The organism is Streptomyces yaizuensis (assembly GCF_034961445.1).
Lineage (GTDB): Bacteria > Actinomycetota > Actinomycetes > Streptomycetales > Streptomycetaceae > Streptomyces > Streptomyces yaizuensis.
In genome coordinates, this window is the sequence record NZ_BSBI01000011.1 from 320,196 (window position 1) to 338,913 (window position 18,718).

Annotated in this window: 16 protein-coding genes; 14 read left to right on the plus strand and 2 right to left on the minus strand. The window is 72.3% G+C overall.

The features are described from left to right. The first annotated feature begins 123 nt into the window (after window positions 1-123). Entirely contained in the window at window positions 124-708 is a 585-nt protein-coding gene (locus tag SYYSPA8_RS25815) for a peptidoglycan-binding domain-containing protein (protein WP_323449692.1), read from the plus strand. 70 nt (window positions 709-778) lie between these two features. Here the strand turns inward: SYYSPA8_RS25815 and SYYSPA8_RS25820 are convergent, their stop codons facing one another. Both SYYSPA8_RS25820 and SYYSPA8_RS25825 read right to left on the minus strand, forming a co-directional pair. Then, window positions 779-2,200 carry a polysialyltransferase family glycosyltransferase gene (locus SYYSPA8_RS25820; RefSeq protein ID WP_323449693.1) on the minus strand — a complete coding sequence of 474 codons (1,422 nt, stop codon included), beginning with the start codon at window positions 2,198-2,200 and terminating at the stop codon, window positions 779-781. After that, window positions 2,200-3,183, minus strand: a complete 984-nt coding sequence (locus SYYSPA8_RS25825; RefSeq protein ID WP_323449694.1) for a glycosyltransferase family 2 protein — start codon at window positions 3,181-3,183, stop codon at window positions 2,200-2,202. The genes SYYSPA8_RS25820 and SYYSPA8_RS25825 overlap by 1 nt, the downstream gene beginning before the upstream one ends. Window positions 3,184-3,381: 198 nt before the next feature. Between SYYSPA8_RS25825 and SYYSPA8_RS25830 the strand changes: the two genes are divergently transcribed. From SYYSPA8_RS25830 to SYYSPA8_RS25890, 13 genes are all read left to right on the plus strand, one after another. Further along, entirely contained in the window at window positions 3,382-4,695 is a 1,314-nt protein-coding gene (locus SYYSPA8_RS25830; protein ID WP_323449695.1) for a DUF6716 putative glycosyltransferase, read from the plus strand. Window positions 4,696-4,859: 164 nt separating this feature from the next. Then, on the plus strand, window positions 4,860-6,134 hold the full coding sequence (locus tag SYYSPA8_RS25835; RefSeq protein ID WP_323449696.1) for an acylneuraminate cytidylyltransferase: 1,275 nt from the start codon (window positions 4,860-4,862) through the stop codon (window positions 6,132-6,134). Window positions 6,135-6,243: 109 nt separating this feature from the next. Beyond that, entirely contained in the window at window positions 6,244-7,224 is a 981-nt protein-coding gene (locus tag SYYSPA8_RS25840; RefSeq protein WP_323449697.1) for an N-acetylneuraminate synthase family protein, read from the plus strand. A gap of 143 nt (window positions 7,225-7,367) precedes the next feature. Further along, window positions 7,368-8,489, plus strand: a complete 1,122-nt coding sequence (locus SYYSPA8_RS25845; protein WP_323449698.1) for a hypothetical protein — start codon at window positions 7,368-7,370, stop codon at window positions 8,487-8,489. A 267-nt stretch (window positions 8,490-8,756) separates the two neighbouring features. Beyond that, window positions 8,757-10,100 (plus strand): amidohydrolase, encoded by a 1,344-nt coding sequence (locus SYYSPA8_RS25850; RefSeq protein ID WP_323449725.1) that lies wholly within the window; start codon window positions 8,757-8,759, stop codon window positions 10,098-10,100. A 368-nt stretch (window positions 10,101-10,468) separates the two neighbouring features. Then, window positions 10,469-11,515 (plus strand): BMP family lipoprotein, encoded by a 1,047-nt coding sequence (locus SYYSPA8_RS25855; protein ID WP_323449699.1) that lies wholly within the window; start codon window positions 10,469-10,471, stop codon window positions 11,513-11,515. Window positions 11,516-11,719: 204 nt separating this feature from the next. Then, on the plus strand, window positions 11,720-13,336 hold the full coding sequence (locus SYYSPA8_RS25860) for an ABC transporter ATP-binding protein (protein ID WP_323449726.1): 1,617 nt from the start codon (window positions 11,720-11,722) through the stop codon (window positions 13,334-13,336). Next, complete coding sequence (locus SYYSPA8_RS25865; RefSeq protein WP_323449700.1) at window positions 13,333-14,445, plus strand: ABC transporter permease; 1,113 nt, start codon at window positions 13,333-13,335, stop codon at window positions 14,443-14,445. The genes SYYSPA8_RS25860 and SYYSPA8_RS25865 overlap by 4 nt, the downstream gene beginning before the upstream one ends. Further along, window positions 14,442-15,731 carry an ABC transporter permease gene (locus SYYSPA8_RS25870; protein ID WP_323449701.1) on the plus strand — a complete coding sequence of 430 codons (1,290 nt, stop codon included), beginning with the start codon at window positions 14,442-14,444 and terminating at the stop codon, window positions 15,729-15,731. The genes SYYSPA8_RS25865 and SYYSPA8_RS25870 overlap by 4 nt, the downstream gene beginning before the upstream one ends. Then, on the plus strand, window positions 15,728-16,123 hold the full coding sequence (locus SYYSPA8_RS25875; RefSeq protein ID WP_323449702.1) for a cytidine deaminase: 396 nt from the start codon (window positions 15,728-15,730) through the stop codon (window positions 16,121-16,123). Before SYYSPA8_RS25870 ends, SYYSPA8_RS25875 begins: the two co-directional genes overlap by 4 nt. A gap of 103 nt (window positions 16,124-16,226) precedes the next feature. Next, window positions 16,227-17,504 (plus strand): thymidine phosphorylase, encoded by a 1,278-nt coding sequence (locus SYYSPA8_RS25880; protein WP_323449703.1) that lies wholly within the window; start codon window positions 16,227-16,229, stop codon window positions 17,502-17,504. 109 nt (window positions 17,505-17,613) lie between these two features. Then, a complete protein-coding gene (locus tag SYYSPA8_RS25885) occupies window positions 17,614-18,207 on the plus strand; it encodes a Uma2 family endonuclease (RefSeq protein ID WP_323449704.1) in 594 nt (197 codons plus the stop codon). Window positions 18,208-18,271: 64 nt separating this feature from the next. Beyond that, the gene (locus SYYSPA8_RS25890; protein ID WP_323449705.1) at window positions 18,272-18,595 is read left to right on the plus strand and encodes an STAS domain-containing protein; all 324 of its coding nucleotides are present in this window, start codon (window positions 18,272-18,274) and stop codon (window positions 18,593-18,595) included. Window positions 18,596-18,718: the final 123 nt, after the last annotated feature.

Sequence of the window (18,718 nt, forward strand, 5' to 3'; positions counted from 1 at the left end):
CCATTCACCCCGATAGATCGGGCCATTTCCACCCCTCTCACCCCTTTGCCGATCCGGGTCGGACAAGGCTGCCCGGGTCTGTCTTCCACGGCCTGTCAAGGCTCTTCGAGAGGAATCGAAACCATGAGCGTACGCAGGGGCATCGCCCTGGCAGCCACCGTACTCGCCCTGGTCACCGGCTTGATCACCGGTGTCGGGAGCGGGCCGGCGGCGGCCGGGGACCGGGATGCGGCGAGCGCGCCGGCGCGGACCGGGCAAGCGGCGGCCGATCCGGCGGCGGTCGACGATACGGGGGAGGACGCCGGGGAAGGCGCCGGGGCAGGCGTGGGCGGAAGCGCCCGCGAGGCCGCCGGGGAATCCGCCGCCGAAGGTGCCGGTGAGGGTGCCGGCGAGGACGACGGGCGGGTGGGTGCCGGGGCGGGCGCGAGAGCGCTGCCCCGGATGGTCGCGCGGTGCACCGTCACGGGGACGCACCCCGACCGGACGGCGGGGTACAGCTCGACCAGCACCCGGATCGTGCGGGAGGGCGCGCGCGGGAACGTGGTGCGGGAGATTCAGTGCCTCCTGGACCACTGGGGCGTCTTCCCGCACGCCATCGACGGCATCTTCGGGCCGCTGACCAAGGCCGCCGTCGTCGAGGCGCAGCGGCGCTGTCAGATCGCGCAGGACGGGATCGTCGGGCCGGACACCTGGTACTGCATCCGCTGACACCCCCGGGGCCCGGTCCGAAGGGGTACGCGGCCCGTGCTCCCCGTACCCCTCCCCGTACCCCTTCCCGTCAGCGCAGGGCCGCCCGCTTGAGGCGGCGGGCCCGGCGGACCATCCGCCGGACCGCCGCACCCCGGGGCACCGGCAGTCCGCCCGGCAGCCCGAGCGCGGTCAGCCGCCGCCGCTTGAAGTACCGCAGGGTGCGGCCGTCCCCGGCGCGGGCGGCGAGGAACCGTTCCGCGTCCGCCCGCAGGTCCGGCCGCAGCCGGGGCTGCATCGCGAAGCCGACGGCGGTCAGCAGCCCGGCCGGGTCGTCGTACGAACCTTCCGGCGCCCGGACACCCGCGATCGGCCGGCCGGCCGTATCCGATTCGGTATCCGATTCGGTATCCGCTTCCGGGCCCGGCTCCGGCACCAGCTCCGGAATCAGCGCGTCCACGATCGTCAGCGGCACCCGGTTGCTGTTCTCGTACGGTGTCAGCCGGTCCAGCAGCGGCCGGGTGCCCACCCGCGCCACCGGCAGTCCGAAGAACGCGGACGCCGTCAGCAGCGCCGTGGAGAAGCACCCCACCACCAGCGAGGGGCGCAGCCGCGTGAACACCGCCTCCGCGAGGACCGGGCGGTCCAGCACGGTCAGCTCCGCCGCGAGCGCCGCCGCCTCCCGTTCCAGGGCGCGGGTCCAGGCCGCGGGCGCGGTCGGGTGCGGCTTGAAGACGATGCGGCGGTGGCCCCGGGCGACCGCTCCGCGCACCATCCGCAGATGCAGTTCCTCCTCCTCCTCGGGGGTGAGGATGCCGAGGGCCGCCAGATACTGCCCCAGCAGCAGCGCGGGCCCGTCCCCCGGGGCCGGGTCCTGATCCGTGGGCCCATGCGCCTCCGCCGGCTCCCCGGACGCCTCGGCCAACTCCCCGAACACCTTCACCAGCGCGTCCGACGGCACCACCTCGGCCACCGCCCCGAACTCCGCCAGCAGCAGCGGTTCCAGCCCCGGTACGAGATCGGGGTGGAGCACCCGCCGCACCCGCTCGCCCACCAGGGGGTCGATCCGGTTCCGCGTCGGCCCGTAGCTCATCAGCCCGTCCGCGTACACGTCGAGCGGGGCGTCCGGGAACAGCTGGGCGATCGTCAGCGCCGGGGTGACCTGGAGGGATTCCACGGCCAGCGTCACCCGGTCGTCGCCGAGTCCCCACAGCAGCCGCAGATAGCGGCTCCACAGGGGCCGGTCGTCGGCGCGCGGGGTCCAGCCGCCGGGGTGGAAGGGGGCGATGGCCTCGTTCCACGAGAGCACCCCGTCGAACCGGTCCCGCAGCCGCTCGAAGCCCGGCATCGCGTCGGCCGGTGGCGAGACCTCCGGTGTGGCGGCGTTGTTGGCGATCAGCAGCAGCCGCCGGTCCGTCGCCGGGAAGGCCCCACTGTCGAGCGCCGCCGCGAGCGTGGCGACCCCGTACAGCGAGGAAGCGTAGAAGAGTTGCGTGGTGCGCGCGGTGCCCATCAGGCCGCCACCTCCCCGCCGGCCAGCGGGTTGCGCCGGCGCAGCCTGCGCAGCACACCCGCCCGTTCGGCGTCCATGCCGTCGAGGACGTCGTTCAGCACGTCCTGGGGCATCCGCCGCAGCGCGGCCCCGCCCAGGGAGCGCAGCCGGCGGGCGACCGACGGCTCGAACCGCTCCACCGACCGCAGATGGTGGGCCATGACCGCACAATAGGTCCGCACCGCTTTCGGCAGCAGCGATACGGAATCCCGATCCCGTGCCGTTTCCGCTACCACCTGGTCGAAAGCGGGCAGGAAATCGAGCTGGCGGACATCGCCTATCTGCGTCAGCGAGGAGGCGATTCCCCGGCGGTAGAAGACGCCCAGCAGTCCGACCACGGCGAAGGAATCCGCGTCCCGGTGCAGCCGCCAGATCCAGGGCCGGTCCTCCGCCGTCCGCAGTCCGTCGGTGAAGTGCAGCAGCCCTCTTTCCAGCAGTTCGCGACGGTAGATCCCGGCCCAGGCGTACGGATAGTCCACGGCGGTGGAACGGTCGGCGGGCAGGATGGCGTCGCGGGGGTTCAGCACTTCGCCGCGCCGCCCCACGGGCACCCGCCGCACGGTGCGCGCCCGGCCCGTGCACTGCACATGGTCGGTGCGCACGAAGTCGCAGCCCAGCTCCTCCGCCGCCGCGAGCAGCCGCCCCAGATGGCCGGGGGCCAGCCAGTCGTCCCCGTCGAGGAAGGTGAGATACGCGCCGCGCGCCGCGTCCAGGCCCGTGTTGCGGGCGGTCGCCAGGCCGCCGTTGCGCTCGTGCCGCAGCAGCCGGGCGCCGGGCAGCTCCCCGGCCGCGTGCTGGAGGATCTCCGTGGTCCCGTCCGTCGAACAGTCGTCGACCAGCAGGAATTCACAGTCGTCCCGGGCATTGAGCCGAAGACTTCGCAGGGTGTCGGGCGCATATGTCCGTACGTTGTAGAACGGCACGATGACGGAGAGCTTGACCACCCGCGTGACGTTAATCGGCGGCCGGTCCGGATGTTCTTGACATCAGGAGGATGGCGGATGAACGAAGGGCGACCATCGCGTTTCCCGTGTTCCGCGCAGTGGGCCCACCGGGCCGGGAGCCATTCGTAGGCGCGCTGTTAACCAGCTGTTGCCGTCGCGTTGGGCAGGGAAACGGAATCGATTTCTAGCGTCCTCGACGTGCCTTCACCTACCCGCGAGGCCGTACGCGTCGCCGTACTCGCCGATTCCGACACCCGGTGGAAGTGGGGCGCGCTGACCGCGCGCCGGCTCGCCCCCGGATCACCCGCCCCGACCGGTTTCCTGCTGCGCGGCCGGGCCACGCCGACGGCCCGTCAGCTCGCCGAGGTCGGTGCGGGGACGGAGCCGCCGCGCGAGGTGACGGGGCACGAGTTCCTGCGGGCCGTGGCCGGCGGCGGGTTCGACGTCGTCGTCCTCGCGCTGGTCGGCGGCGGGGTCCAGGCCATGCTGCACGGGATCGCCGCGCTGGGCCCCGGCACCCGGCCCGCCGTCGTCACCGGCTATGTCGGTGTCGTCTACGAGAAGCTGGCCGACGGGCTGCTGCTGCGGCACGGCGCCGATCTCGTACTCGCCAACTCGCGGCAGGACGCGGCACGTTTCCGCGCGGTGTACGAGGGGGTCGGCGCCGATCCGTCGGCCGTGACCGAGGCCGCGCTGCCGTTCCTCGGCGGCTCCCCCCACCGGCCCGAACCGGGCCGGGACACCCTCGTCTTCGCCACCCAGCCGTCCGTGCCCGCGAGCCGCGCCGACCGGCTGTACGTGCTGCGCCGGCTGATCGGGCACGCCCGGCTCCACCCCGGGCGCGAGGTCCTGGTCAAACTCCGCTCCCGCCCCGGTGAGCACACCACCCACCTGGAGGAACACCCGTACCAGCGGCTGATCGCCCGGGTGCCCGGCGGGCCACCCCCCAACCTGCGGTTCGTCCACGGCAACATGGGCGAACTCCTGGACCGGACGGATCTGCTGGTCACCGTCTCGTCCACGGCCGCGCTGGAGTCCCTGCACCGGGGCATCCCCACCGCCGTCCTCACCGACCTCGGCGTCCGCGAGGCGCACGGCAACCACCACTTCATCGGCTCCGGGCTGCTCACCTCCTTCGACCGGCTCGACGCCGGCCACCGCCCGGCGCCGGACCCCGACTGGCTCGCCCTTCAGGGGGTGGCCGCCGACGGGGGGTACGGGACGGCCTTCGACACCGCCCGGCGGCGCCTGGCCGCGCTGCTGGACGGGCCGCCGCTGCCGCCCATCACGCCGTACTACACCCCGGTCAGCGCGCCCGGCTATCTGCCCGGTGTCCTCGCCCGGTACCGGCTGGCACCCGACGGCACCCCGCTCGCGGGCCAGGAGCCGGCGGCGGAGAGCGGCGGCGTACGGCGGGTGGTGCGCGACGCGGTACGGGGGGCCGCGCGCGGCGCGTACCGGCAGGGCGTGCAGCGGGTCGCGCCCGTGATCCGGCGGATGGGGGAGCTGTGAGCCCACCCGTCCCGGAGCCCTCCGCCCCCGCCCCCGGGCCCTCCGCATGCGAGCCCTCCGCGCCCGTACCCGCCCCTGGCTCCGCCCCCGTACCTGCCCCCGCCCCCGTACCCGTCATGCCCGTAGCCGCCGGAAACCGGCCGACCATGTCAGGAGAACAGCCGATGACCGTCCTCGCCGTGATCCCCGCCCGGGGCGGCTCGAAGGGCGTCCCGGGCAAGAACCTCGCCCCCGTGGGCGGTGTGCCGCTGGTCGCCCGCGCCGTACGGGAGGCGCTGGCCGCCCGCCCGGTGACCGATGTCGTCGTCTCCACCGACGACCCGGCGATCGCCGCCGCCGCGCGGGCGGCGGGCGCGCTGACGGTCTCCCGCCCCGCCACGCTCGCCGACGACACCGCGACCAGCGAGGCGGCCGTGCTGCACGCCCTGGACGCGTTCGAGGCGGAACACGGGCGGCCGGTGCGGGCGGTGCTGCTGGTGCAGTGCACCAGCCCGTTCCTCACCCGGGACGAGATCGCGGCCGTGGCGGCGGCCGTGGTGGAGGACGGCGCGGACAGCGCGGTGACCGTGGCCCCGTTCCACGGCTTCGTCTGGCGCGCGGAAGCCGGCGGCCCGGCCGGCGGGGAAAGCGGCACCGGCGATACGGGCGGTACGGGCGGCGGCACCGGCAGTACGGGCGGTACGGGCTGCGGCACCGGCGTCAACCACGACCCGGGCCACCGCCCCCGCCGCCAGGACCGCCCCCGGGACTTCCTGGAGACCGGTGCCGCCTACGCCATGGACGCCGTGGGCTTCCGTACCGCCCGGCACCGCTTCTTCGGCCGCACGGCGCTCGTTCCCACCGACCCCGCCCGGGTCCTGGAGGTGGACGAGCCCCACGACCTGGACCGTGCCCACGCCCTCGCCCCGCTGCTCGACACCGGGGACCTGCCCGCCCCGTCCGGCCTCCCCACCCGCGCCGACATCGACGCCGTCGTCCTCGACTTCGACGGCACCCAGACCGACGACCGGGTCTGGATCGACGCCGAGGGGCGCGAGACCGTCGCCGTCCACCGGGGCGACGGGCTCGCCGTCGCCCGGCTCCGCGAGGCCGGGCTCGACCTGCTGATCCTCTCCACCGAGCGGAACCCGGTCGTCGCCGCCCGGGGCCTCAAGCTGCGGATCCCCGTACTCCAGGGCGTCGACCGGAAGGACCTGGCGCTCAAGCGCTGGTGCGACGAGCACGGCATCGATCCGCAGCGGGTGCTCTACGCCGGCAACGACGTCAACGACCTGCCCTGTTTCGGGATCGTCGGCTGGCCGGTGGCCGTCGCCGACGCGCACGGGCCCCTCCGGGCGGTGGCGCGGGCGGTCACCGCGACGCCCGGCGGCCGGGGGGCGGTCCGCGAGATCGCCGGCTGGCTCCTCGGACCCTCGCTCACCACCGGGGACGACGCCTGAGCCCCGGACCGTGACCCCTTCCCCGTACCCCGTACCCCGTACTCCCTTTCGACCTTCCCCTGTCCCAGCTGAACCCAGCGACGTACCCAGCGACGTAAGGAACCACCCCATGAGCACGTCCCGTCTGCGCACCCTCGGCACCAGGACCGCCGGGCCGGGCCGCCCCGTCTATGTCACGGGCGAGATCGGCATCAACCACAACGGCGACCTGGAGAACGCCCTCGCGCTCATCGACGCCGCCGCCGAGGCGGGGTGCGACGCCGTCAAGTTCCAGAAGCGCACCCCGGAGATCTGCACCCCGCGCGACCAGTGGGACATCGAGCGCGACACCCCCTGGGGCCGGATGACCTACATCGACTACCGCCACCGGGTCGAGTTCGGCGAGGAGGAGTACCGCCGGATCGACGAGCACTGCGCCCGGCGCGGCATCGACTGGTTCGCCTCGCCGTGGGACACCGAGGCCGTCGCCTTCCTGGAGCGGTTCGACGTCCCCGCGCACAAGGTGGCCTCCGCCTCGCTCACCGACGACGAGCTGCTGCGCGCCCTGCGGGCCACCGGGAAGACGGTCATCCTCTCCACCGGGATGTCGACGCCCCGGCAGATCCGGCACGCGGTCGAGGTGCTCGGCAGCGACAACATCGTCCTCTGCCACGCCACCTCGACCTACCCGGCCCGTGCGGAGGAGCTGAACCTGAACGTCATCCGGACCCTCCAGGGCGAGTACCCGAACGTCCCGATCGGCTACTCCGGCCACGAGACGGGTCTTCAGACCACCCTCGCCGCCGTCGCCCTCGGCGCGGTCTTCGTGGAGCGGCACATCACGCTCGACCGCGCGATGTGGGGCTCCGACCAGGCGGCGTCCGTCGAGCCCGGCGGGCTCCAGCGGCTGGTCCGGGACATCCGGACGATCGAGTCCGCGCTCGGGGACGGCGTGAAGCGGGTGTACGAGTCCGAACTCGCCCCGATGCGCAAGCTCCGCCGGGTCGCGGGCGTCGTCGCCGACACGGAGACCCCGGAGACCCCGGGGGCCTCGGAAGCGGGGACGGGGGCCGTCGAGGTCGCGCCGGACCGCGAGGCCGTCGCGGTCTGAGCCCCGCCGCGTGCCGGGGTGCCCCGGAACCTCTCCGGGGCACCCCGCCCGCGCGCCCCACGCCGTACCCCCGAACCGCCCCGCACCGCCGAACCACCCCGTACCGCTGCAACCCACCCCGCCCCCTGCACGAGGTGATCCCAGTGAATCTCGCCTTCGTCGAGAGCCCGGTCCAGCTCCTCAACGTCCTGGAGTGGGCCCATGCCCGGCCGTACGCCCCCACGTCCGACAGCCTCGCGTCCGCCGCCCCCGCGACCGACGCCCTTACGTCCGGCGCCCCCGCGACCGCCGACCCCACGGCCGCCGGCGGCGCCGTGCCGCTGACCCTGGTGGTGCTGTCGCCCGCCGATCCGCTCTCCCGGGGCCAGCTCCGCCGGATGGCCGAGCTGGCCCGCGACGAGGGCCACACCGTCCGCTGGCAGGAGGCCAGGGGCGGAACCACCGCCCCCCTGCGGGCCGTCCGCGAGCTGACGCCCCTGTTGCGCCGGGCCGGCCGGATCGTCATCGGCGACCCCTTCTCGCGCTATGTGCACATGCTGCTCACCCTCGCGGGCGACCACCAGGAGCTGACGGTCGTGGACGACGGCACCGCGACCCTGGAGTTCTCCGGCCAGCTCGCCCGGGGCGAACGGCTGGTGCGCTGGCACCGGCGCGGTACCGGCGGCGCCCGGGAACGGCTCCTGGCCCCGGTCTCCGCGCTGGCCCGCCGACGCCTGGCGCCCGCGCCGGGGCGGCCGTTGGAGATCTTCACCGCGATGCCCGTGGAGCCCACCGCGCACACCACCGTCACCCGCAACGACTTCGCCTGGACCCGGGCCCGCTTCGGGCCGCCGACCGTGCTCCCCGGGGCCGACCTGGTCGGCACGTCGCTGGTGGAGACCGGTGTCGTCGACCCGGGCCGGTACGCGGACGCCGTGCACCGGCTGGCCCGTACGCACGGGGCCCGCCGCTACCTCGCCCACCGGCGGGAGAGCCCGGACAAGCTCCAGCGGCTGGCCCGGCTCACCGGCCTGGAGATCGTCCGCCCCGAGCTGCCGCTGGAGCTGGTCGCCCGCCGGGGCCCCACCGCCGCCACCGTGCTCAGCTTCCCGTCCACCGTGGTGCACACCCTGCCGCTCGCGCTCGCCGGCACCTCCGTCCAGGTCGCCGTCTGCGACATCGCGCCGCAGTGGCTCCGGGACGGGGCCTCGCCCCGGGCCGAGGGCTTCCTCGCGGGGATCACCGGCTCCGCCCGGGGCGTACGGCGGCTTCCGGCGCCCGCCTGAAGGGATCCCGAAGCCGGTCTGGAGGAGGGCTGGTGATATTCCGGCCACCCATCCGGGTGGCCGGGGCCTCCCCGGGGGCCCGGGGCCGTCTCCCGGGCGGGGTCCCCCCAGGTGGGGTACGTTCGAGAGGGGCGCGCAGTCTACCCACGGCAGCCTGTGATCATGCCCCTCCGGACCGTGTTTCTTTCCCCTATCGGATTGAACTTTTGTTGATCAGTGGCCAGTTGGCACCCATCTGGGCCTACTCTTCAACAGGTGAACAAGCTGATGTCCCGCGACCCCGAAACCGATCTGCCCGGGAGCGCCGTACTTCCCGGCACGTTGTCCACCGCCCTCCGCGACGAGCTGATCGCCTTCCGTCGCGATATCCACATGCACCCCGAGTTGGGGAACCAGGAATTCCGTACCACCGCGGCCCTCAAGGCGCGCCTTGAGCGGGCCGGTCTGCGGCCACGGGTGCTCGCCACGGGCACCGGGCTCATGTGTGACATCGGCGTACGGGACGACATCGGCCTACGGGACACCAGTGGCGTACGAGACAGGGACCGAGACCGCGACCGGGACATGGACCGGGACCGGAACCGGGACGGCGGCCAGGACCGGCCCGGCGACGGGCCCCTGACCGGGGAAACACCCCTGCTCGCCCTGCGCGCCGACCTCGACGCGCTGCCCATCCCGGACACCAAGACCGGCGTCCCCTACCGCTCCACCGTCCCCGACCGCGCCCACGCCTGCGGCCACGACGTCCACACCACGGCCGTGCTCGGCGCCGGCCTGGTCCTCGCCGGGCTGCACCGCCAGGGACTGCTGCCCCGCCCGGTCCGGCTGATCTTCCAGCCCGCCGAGGAGGTCCTGCCCGGCGGCGCCACGGACGCCATCGAGTCCGGGGTGCTGCGCGGCGTCGGCAAGATCATCGGGGTGCACTGCGACCCGAAGGTGGACGCCGGTGTCATCGGGCTGCGGCCCGGACCCATCACCTCCGCCTGCGACCGGCTGGAGATCAGCCTGGACGGGCCCGGCGGCCACACCGCCCGCCCGCATCTGACGACCGACCTGGTCATGGCGGCGGCGAAGGTGGTCTCCGACGTCCCCGCCCTGCTCTCCCGCCGGGTCGACGCGCGCTCCGGGCTCTCCGTCACCTGGGGCCGGATCGAGGCCGGCCACGCCTGCAACGTCATCCCGCAGCACGCGGAGCTGTCCGGCACCGTCCGCTGCCTCGACCTGCCCAGCTGGCACGCGGCCCCCGACCTGGTGCACGCCGCCGTGGACGAGATCGCGCAGCTCTACGGGGCGAAGTCCGAGGTCACCTATGTGCGCGGGGTCCCGCCGGTGGTGAACGACCCGGTCGTCACGGAGCTGCTCCGCGAGGCGCAGACGGCCCGCCGGGGCGTCTACTCCGTCGAGGACACCGAGCAGAGTCTGGGCGGGGAGGACTTCTCCTGGTATCTGGAGCAGGTCCCGGGTGCGATGGCCCGGCTGGGGGTGCGCACGCCCGGGGACGGTGCACAGCGCGATCTGCACCGGGGCGACTTCGACGTGGACGAGTACGCGATCGAGGTCGGCGTGGAGCTGTTCACGGCGGCGGCCCTGCTGGACGTCCCCCGCTCCTGACGCCCCCCGACACCATCGGCCGTCGGCCACAGCTCCCGACACGGCCGCCGCGCCCCGAGCCCCGGCCCCGGATCCCCCCGGGCCCGGGGCTCCTCGCCGCCCGCAGCCCCCCGCAGCCGTCCGCAGCCCCCCGGGCCCCCGCAGCCCCCCAGGCCCCCCGACCGGGACCGATGAGCCCCGGTACGGCCGCTTTCCGTGTGCCGCATTCGTACCCGTGGGGCTACTCTGAGTCGCCCGCGAGCCCTGTACGCGACGATCCGATAACGACTCATGAACAGGGCTTTAACTGACATCTACGCGCGTTACGATCGCGGCAAAACCAGCGCCGGAAGAGGCGCTTTCGGTCAGTCTCGAAGGGACCCCTCCTCTTGCGCCGGGTATCCAAGATCACTGCTGCGTGCATCGCGACCGCGGCCCTCGCTGTTACCGCCACCGCCTGCGGCGAGTCGTCCACCGAGGACACGGGCTCGTCGGACAACAGCGGCAAGCTGAAGATCGGTATGGCCTACGACGTCGGCGGCCGTGGCGACAACTCCTTCAACGACTCCGCCGCCCGTGGCCTGGACAAGGCCAAGGCCGAGCTGGGCGCCGAGACCAAGGAGCTGACCGCCAAGCACGGCGAGACCCCCGCCGACCGTGAGGCCCGCCTCGCGTCGCTGGCGGAGGGCGGCTTCAACCCCGTCATCGGTGTCGGCTTCGCCTACAAGGACTCGATCGACAAGGTCGCGGGCAAGTTCCCGAAGACCACCTTCGGTCTGGTGGACTCGGTCTCCGACGCCAAGAACGTCGACAGCATCGTCTTCACCGAGGAGCAGGGCTCCTACCTCGCCGGTGTCGCCGCCGCCCTGAAGTCCAAGGACGGCAAGGTCGGCTTCATCGGCGGCGTCGACCTGCCGCTGATCAAGAAGTTCGCGGCCGGCTTCGAGCAGGGCGTCCTGGAGACCAACCCGAAGGCGTCGGTCCAGATCCAGTACCTGACCACCGGTACGGACCTCTCCGGCTTCGGCGCCCCGGACAAGGGCAAGGCCGCCGCCCAGGGCATGCTCGACAAGGGCATCGACGTGATCTACACCGCCGCCGGTGGCTCCGGTGCCGGCGCGATCGAGGCCGTCGCGGGCAAGAAGGGCACCTGGGCGATCGGCGTCGACTCCGACCAGGCCAAGGACCCGGCGCTGTCGAAGTACGCCTCCTCGATCCTGACCTCGGTCGTCAAGAACGTCGACACCGGCGTCTTCGAGCTGGCCAAGTCCGTCAAGGACGGCAAGCCGCTGACCGGCGTCCACACCTACTCCCTCGCGGAGGACGGTGTCAGCCTCACCACCACGGGTGACCACCTGAAGGACATCCAGCCCAAGCTGGACGAGGCGAAGAAGAAGATCGTCGACGGCCAGATCAAGGTCCGCACCACGACCTGATCCCGTCACCCTCGGGGCCCGGACGAGTGCGGCCGTGCCGCCCTCCCGGGCCCCGACGCGCGTGCGCGAACCCCCTTCGCAACCCCCTCCGTGCGCCCGTTCTTCAACGATTCAGTGGCGCTACGCGCGTAGTTTTTGTTCGACGCGATAGTTTTCGCCACCGACCCGCCTCTGCTCCTCCGCTCCTGTCCTGGAGAGTGCGCCATCAAACCGTCCAGCAGCGCCGCTGAACAGCCCGGCAGCCCCAACGCCGTCGAACTGCGCGGCATCACCAAACGCTTCCCCGGCGTCGTGGCCAATCACGACATCGACATCACCGTGGCCCGCGGTACCGTCCACGCCCTCGTGGGTGAGAACGGCGCGGGCAAGTCGACCCTGATGAAGATCCTTTACGGCATGCAGAAGCCGGACGAGGGCACCATCACCATCGACGGCGAGCAGGTCTCGTTCCACAACCCCGGTGACGCCATCACCCGCGGCATCGGCATGGTGCACCAGCACTTCATGCTCGCCGACTACCTCACCGTCCTGGAGAACGTCGTTCTCGGTTCGGAGAAGCTGCACGGGATCGGCGACCGGGCGCGCGCGAAGATCAAGGAGATCTCGGACGCGTACGGCCTCAATGTGCGGCCCGACGCCATGGTCGAGGACCTGGGTGTCGCCGACCGCCAGCGCGTGGAGATCCTCAAGGTCCTCTACCGGGGCGCCCGCACCCTGATCCTGGACGAGCCGACCGCCGTACTGGTCCCGCAGGAGGTCGACGCGCTCTTCGACAACCTGCGCGAGCTGAAGGCGGAGGGCCTGACGGTCATCTTCATCTCGCACAAGCTGGGCGAGGTGCTCTCCGTCGCCGACGAGATCACGGTGATCCGCCGGGGCACGACCGTCGGCACCGCCGACCCCGCGTCGACCACCCCCAAGCAGCTCGCCGAGCTGATGGTGGGCAGCGAGCTGCCGTCGCCGGAGACCCGCGAGTCGACCGTGACCGAGGTTCCGATGCTGACCGTCGAGGGGCTGCGGCTCACCGCGACCGACCCCGACGGCGTGGTCCGGGCCGTGCTCGACGGCATCGGCTTCACCATCCACAAGGGCGAGGTCCTGGGCATCGCGGGCGTGGAGGGCAACGGCCAGTCCGAGTTGGTCGAGGCGATCATGGGCATGCGCGTCCTGGACAGCGGCACCCTCGTCCTCGACGGCCAGGACATCGCGCGGATCTCCACCCGCCGGCGGCGCGAGGACGGCATCGGAGTCATCCCCGAGGACCGCCACCGGCACGGCCTGCTGCTGGAAGCCCCGCTCTGGGAGAACCGCATCCTCGGCCACGTCAGCGAGAAGCCCAACAGCAAGGGCGCCTTCCTCGACATCAAGGCCGCCCGCGCCGACACCGAGCGGATCGTGCGCGAGTACGACGTCCGCACCCCCGGCATCGACGTCACCGCGGCCTCGCTCTCCGGCGGCAACCAGCAGAAGCTGATCGTCGGCCGCGAGATGAGCCACAACCCCAAGCTGCTGATCGCCGCCCACCCCACCCGGGGCGTGGACGTCGGCGCGCAGGCGCAGATCTGGGACCAGATCCGCGAGGCGCGCCGCGAGGGCCTGGCCGTGCTGCTGATCTCCGCGGACCTGGACGAGCTGATCGGGCTCTCCGACACCCTGCGGGTGATGTACCGGGGCCGGCTGGTCGCGGACGCCGACCCCGCCGACATCACCCCCGAGGAGCTGGGTTCCGCCATGACCGGCGCGGCCAGCGGCCATCTGGAACACCACGAGGACGGCGCCACCGGCGCCGGCGACCCCCGGAACGGGGGAGAGGACCGATGAAGAAGTTCGACAAGGAGCGGGTGCTCCTGGGGATCGCCGCCCCGCTGCTCGCGATCGTCGTGGCGTTCCTCGTCACGTCCGTGGTGCTGCTGGCGACCGGCAAGGAGCCGTTCAACGCCTTCCAGATCATGTTCGACTACGGGTCGAAGTCGGACAGCCAGGTCTACATCCTGAACAAGGCGACGACCTACTACCTCGCGGGTCTCGCGGTCGCCATCGGCTTCCGGATGAACCTGTTCAACATCGGTGTCGACGGCCAGTACCGCCTGGCGGCCTTCTTCGCCGCCGCCGTCGGCGGCGCGGTGACCCTGCCGGCCCCGCTCCAGATCCCGATGATCATCATCTGCGCCATGCTCGTCGGCGCGATGTGGGCCGGCATCGCCGGTCTGCTCAAGGTCACCCGGGGCGTCAGCGAGGTCGTCTCCACGATCATGCTGAACGCGATCGCCACCGCGATCATCGGCTACCTCCTCCAGGAGGGCCGCCTCGGCCACCTGGACTCCGCCGGGACCAAGGTCTCCACCGAGCCGCTGCCCAAGTCCGCGCACTTCTTCGAGTTCCCGACCACCCCGACCCCCGTCTGGGGCTTCATCGTGGTCGCGATCGTCGCGGGCATCGCCTACTGGTTCACCCTCTCCCGTACCCGCTTCGGCTTCGACCTGCGCACCGTCGGCCAGTCCGGCTCCGCCGCCGAGGCCAGCGGCGTCAACGTCAAGCGCATGGTCGTCACCTCCATGCTGATCTCCGGCGCCATGGCGGGCCTGGTCGGCATGCCGACCCTGCTCAACGAGAGCTACGAGTACAGCGGCGACTTCCCGCTCGGCATCGGCTTCACCGGCATCGCCATCGCCCTGCTCGGCCGCAACCACCCCATCGGCATCGCCCTCGGCGCGATCCTCTGGGCCTTCCTGGAGCGCGGCAGCGGTCAGCTCGAATTCCAGGGCTACGACAAGGAGATCGTCGGCGTGATCCAGGGCGTCATCGTCCTGTGTGTCGTCATCGCCTACGAGGTGGTGCGCCGCTACGGCCTCAAGCTCCAGCAGCGGCAGGTCGGCGCCAAGCTCGCCGCCCAGGCCCGTAACTCCGACCAGCAGGAGGTGTCGGCGTGAGTGCCACGGCGACTTCCACCCCGCCGCCCGCGGCCCCCAAGGTGGCCGGCGGCAAGGGCGGCCGCGTCCGCCTCTCCTTCCCCGTCATCCTGCTGATCATCGCGGGCGTGCTGCTCGCCCTGTCCGCGGTCCGCGCCATCACCGGCGCGCAGGACGTCACCTCCTCCGGCCAGATCAGCGCCGCGCTCTCCATGGCGGTGCCGATCGGTCTCGCCGGTCTCGGCGGCCTGTGGGCCGAGCGCGCCGGTGTGGTCAACATCGGCCTCGAAGGCATGATGATCCTCGGCACCTTCTTCGGTGCCTGGGCCGGCTGGCAGACCAACCCCTGGATCGGTGTCCTCGCCGGTGTGCTGGGCGGCATGCTCGGCGGTCTGCTGCACGCGGTCGCCACGGTCACCTTCGGCGTCGACCACATCATCTCCGGTATCGCGATCAACATCCTGGCGCTCGGGTTCACCACCTACTTCGCCAAGCTCTGGTTCAACAGCGGCGAGGCGCAGGCCAAGGGCGGCAGCCCCAAGCAGTCCCCGCCGTCCGACGACATCGGCACGATCACCGTCCCCGGGCTCTCCGACTGGCTGAAGTCGATCGAGAAACACGAGTGGTTCTTCGTCTCCGACCTCGCGGGCATCCTCGGCGGTCTGGTCACCAACCTCTCGCTGCTGACGATCGTCGCCGGGCTCCTCTTCGTCGCGACCTTCGTGGTGCTGTGGAAGTCCGCGTTCGGCCTGCGGCTGCGCTCCTGCGGCGAGAACCCGATCGCCGCCGAGTCGCTGGGCGTCAACGTCTACAAGTACAAGTACATCGCGGTGATCGTCTCCGGCGGTATGGCCGGCCTCGGCGGCGCCTTCCTGTCGCTGGTCACCTCGCACATCTACAACGAGGGCCAGACCGGCGGCCGCGGCTATATCGGCCTCGCCGCGATGATCTTCGGTAACTGGCGGCCCGGCGGCCTCGCCATGGGCGCCGGCCTCTTCGGCTACGCGGACGCCCTCCAGCTCCGCAACGGCGGCCAGTCCGTCCACGCGCTGCTGCTGCTCCTGGTCGTGGTCCTGATCGGCCTCGCGCTGTGGAAGTTCTACCGCGGGAGCCTGCTCCAGGCGTCGATCAGCCTGGTCATCGGCCTCGGTGTGCTGGCCTGGTACCTCGGTACGGACACCGTGCCCACCGAGTTCGTGACCGCCACCCCGTACGTGGTGACCCTGCTGGTGCTCTCGCTCTCCGCGCAACGGCTGCGGATGCCCAAGGCGGACGGCATGCGCTACCGCAAGGGGCAGGGCAAGTGACGACGGCCGGGGCCGACTGGGAGGCCCTGCGGGCCGCGGCGCGGGAGGCCATGGCCCACGCGTACGCGCCCTACTCGGGCTTCGCGGTCGGCGCGGCCGCGCGCGTGGCCGACGGCCGCACGGTGACCGGCTGCAATGTCGAGAACGCCTCCTACGGCCTCTCGCTCTGCGCCGAGTGCGGTCTCGTCTCCGCGCTCCAGGCCACCGGCGGCGGCCGGCTGACCCACTTCACCTGCGTGGACGGCACGGGCGCCGCGCTGGTCCCGTGCGGCCGCTGCCGTCAGCTCCTGTACGAGTTCGGGGGCCCCGGGCTGCTGCTCGACACCCCCGCGGGGATCGTCACGCTGGCGGAACTGCTCCCCCAGCCCTTCGGTCCCGCCCATCTGGCGTGAACCCCTGCCACGGCCCCTCCGCCCCGGTGGAGGGGCCGTGGCGTCTACCCTCGATCTCTATGCGCGTAGAGCGCGCGCGAGCCGCGACTCTGGAGGAATTCCCATGGACGTCATCTCCGTCATCCGCACCAAGCGGGACCGGGGCGAGCTGAGCCCCGGGCAGATCGACTGGGTGATCGACGCGTACACCCGGGGCGAGGTCGCCGACGAGCAGATGTCGTCCCTGGCGATGGCCATCCTCCTCAACGGCATGAACCGCACGGAGATCGCCCACTGGACCGCCGCGATGATCGCCTCCGGTGAGCGGATGAACTTCGCCTCGCTCTCCCGCCCCACCTCCGACAAGCACTCCACCGGCGGCGTCGGCGACAAGATCACCCTGCCGCTCGCCCCGCTCGTCGCCGCCTGCGGCGCGGCCGTGCCCCAGCTCTCCGGCCGCGGCCTCGGCCACACCGGTGGCACCCTCGACAAGCTGGAGTCCATCCCCGGCTGGCGGGCGCTGCTCTCCAATGAGGAGATGCTGGACGTCCTCGACACCACCGGCGCCGTGATCTGCGCGGCCGGCGACGGACTCGCCCCCGCCGACAAGAAGCTCTACGCGCTGCGCGACGTCACCGGCACCGTCGAGGCGATCCCGCTGATCGCCTCGTCCATCATGTCCAAGAAGATCGCCGAAGGCACCGGCTCGCTGGTCCTGGACGTCAAGGTCGGCAGCGGCGCCTTCATGAAGAACATCGAGGACGCCCGTGAGCTGGCGTCCACCATGGTCGCCCTCGGCACCGACAGCGGGGTGAAGACCGTCGCGCTGCTCACCGACATGTCGACCCCGCTCGGCCTCACCGCCGGCAACGCCCTGGAGGTCCGCGAGTCGGTCGACGTCCTCGCCGGCGGCGGCCCCGCCGACGTGGTCGAGCTGACCCTCGCCCTCGCCCGCGAGATGCTGGACGCGGCCGGCCTGAAGGACGCCGACCCGGCGAAGGCCCTCGCCGACGGCTCCGCGATGGACGTCTGGCGCCGGATGATCTCCGCCCAGGGCGGCGACCCGGACGCCGAGCTGCCCGTCGCCCGCGAGCACCACGTCGTCACCGCCCCCGCCTCCGGTGTCCTCACCCGCCTGGACGCGTACGACATCGGTATCGCCGCCTGGCGCCTGGGCGCGGGCCGCGCCCGCAAGGAGGACCCGGTCCAGGCGGGCGCCGGCGTCGAACTCCACGCCAAGCCCGGCGACACCGTGACCGCCGGCCAGCCGCTGCTGACCCTGCACACGGACACCCCGGAGAAGTTCGACTACGCCCTCGCCTCCCTGGAGTCGGCGTACGACGTGGCCCCGGCCGGCACGGACTTCACGCCGTCCCCGATCGTGCTGGAACGTCTGGCCTGACCTGGGCTTTTTCCATAGCGACTCGTACGGGTGAACGGGACCGGTAGCACTGCGCCGGTCCCGTTCGGCATGTTCGACTCGGCGTCGCACCGACACCGAGGAGGCCGCCATGAACAGACTCTCCGCCGACTACTCGCACCGTGACAGCGACTGGGACCGCCTGGTCGAGATCTTCGAGAAGACGGATGCGCCCGAGGGCTGCAAGACGGAGATCGTCGAGGGGATCGTCACAGTGGCGCCCCTGCCGTCCAATGCCCACAACTTCATCGCCGACTGCGTGCAGCGCCCCCTGTACTCCGTCATCCCGGACGACTGGGGCATCTGTCAGCGGCTGGGCGTGGTCGTTCCGTCCCGGGACAGTCTCTTCGTCCCGGACCTCGTGGTGATCGGCATCGAGGTGCTCCGTGCGGAGGGGGGATACACCGTCCCCGCCGAGGCGGCCGCTCTGATCGTGGAGATCACCTCGCCGACCAACGCACGCCAGGACCGGACGAGGAAAGCCGACGTCTACTGCCACGCCGGAGTGCCGCTCTATCTCCTGATCGACGGATGGGACCCCGCCGGCCCGACGATCACCCTCTATGGCGAGCCGAAGAACGGGGTCTACCGGGTCCTCCGGGCGGGCAGGTTCGGCGATCCGGTCCGCCTGCCCGACCCCTTCGGGCTGGAGCTGGCCACGGACGAGTTCCCCGGCAGGGCCTGAGCACCCGCTCCCTCCAGGCCCGCCCCACCGATGAATCACGCCCGCCCGCCCGGTCACACAGGACATGAGCATCGAGTCCCCTGGCCAGGCCGCCCCGGCCGGCCCCGTGATCGTCCTGCCCGCGCGGGTCACCCCCGCCGATGTGCCGCCGCTCTGCGCGCGGCTGAGCGAGCTGTACGGGCAGGGGGCCCCGAGCGTCGACTGCGATCTCGCGGCGGTGGAGCGGGCCGATCTCGCCGTGGTCGAGGCCCTGGCCCGGCTGCGGCTGGCCGCGCGCCGGGCCGGGCGGGGGATACGGGTGGTCAACGCCGGCCCCGGGGTGCGTGCCCTGCTGACCCTGGTGGGTCTCGACCATCTCGCAGGACCCGCCCCCCGACCCCGGCGCTAGTGACCTGAGTCGGAGGTTTGTCGTTGGTTGGGGTGTGAGTCGTCCTGGACCGAAGATCCCGCCGTTGTCGTTGACCGATGCCCAGAGGGTGGTGCTGGAGGGCTGGGTCCGTCGTCGTTCGAC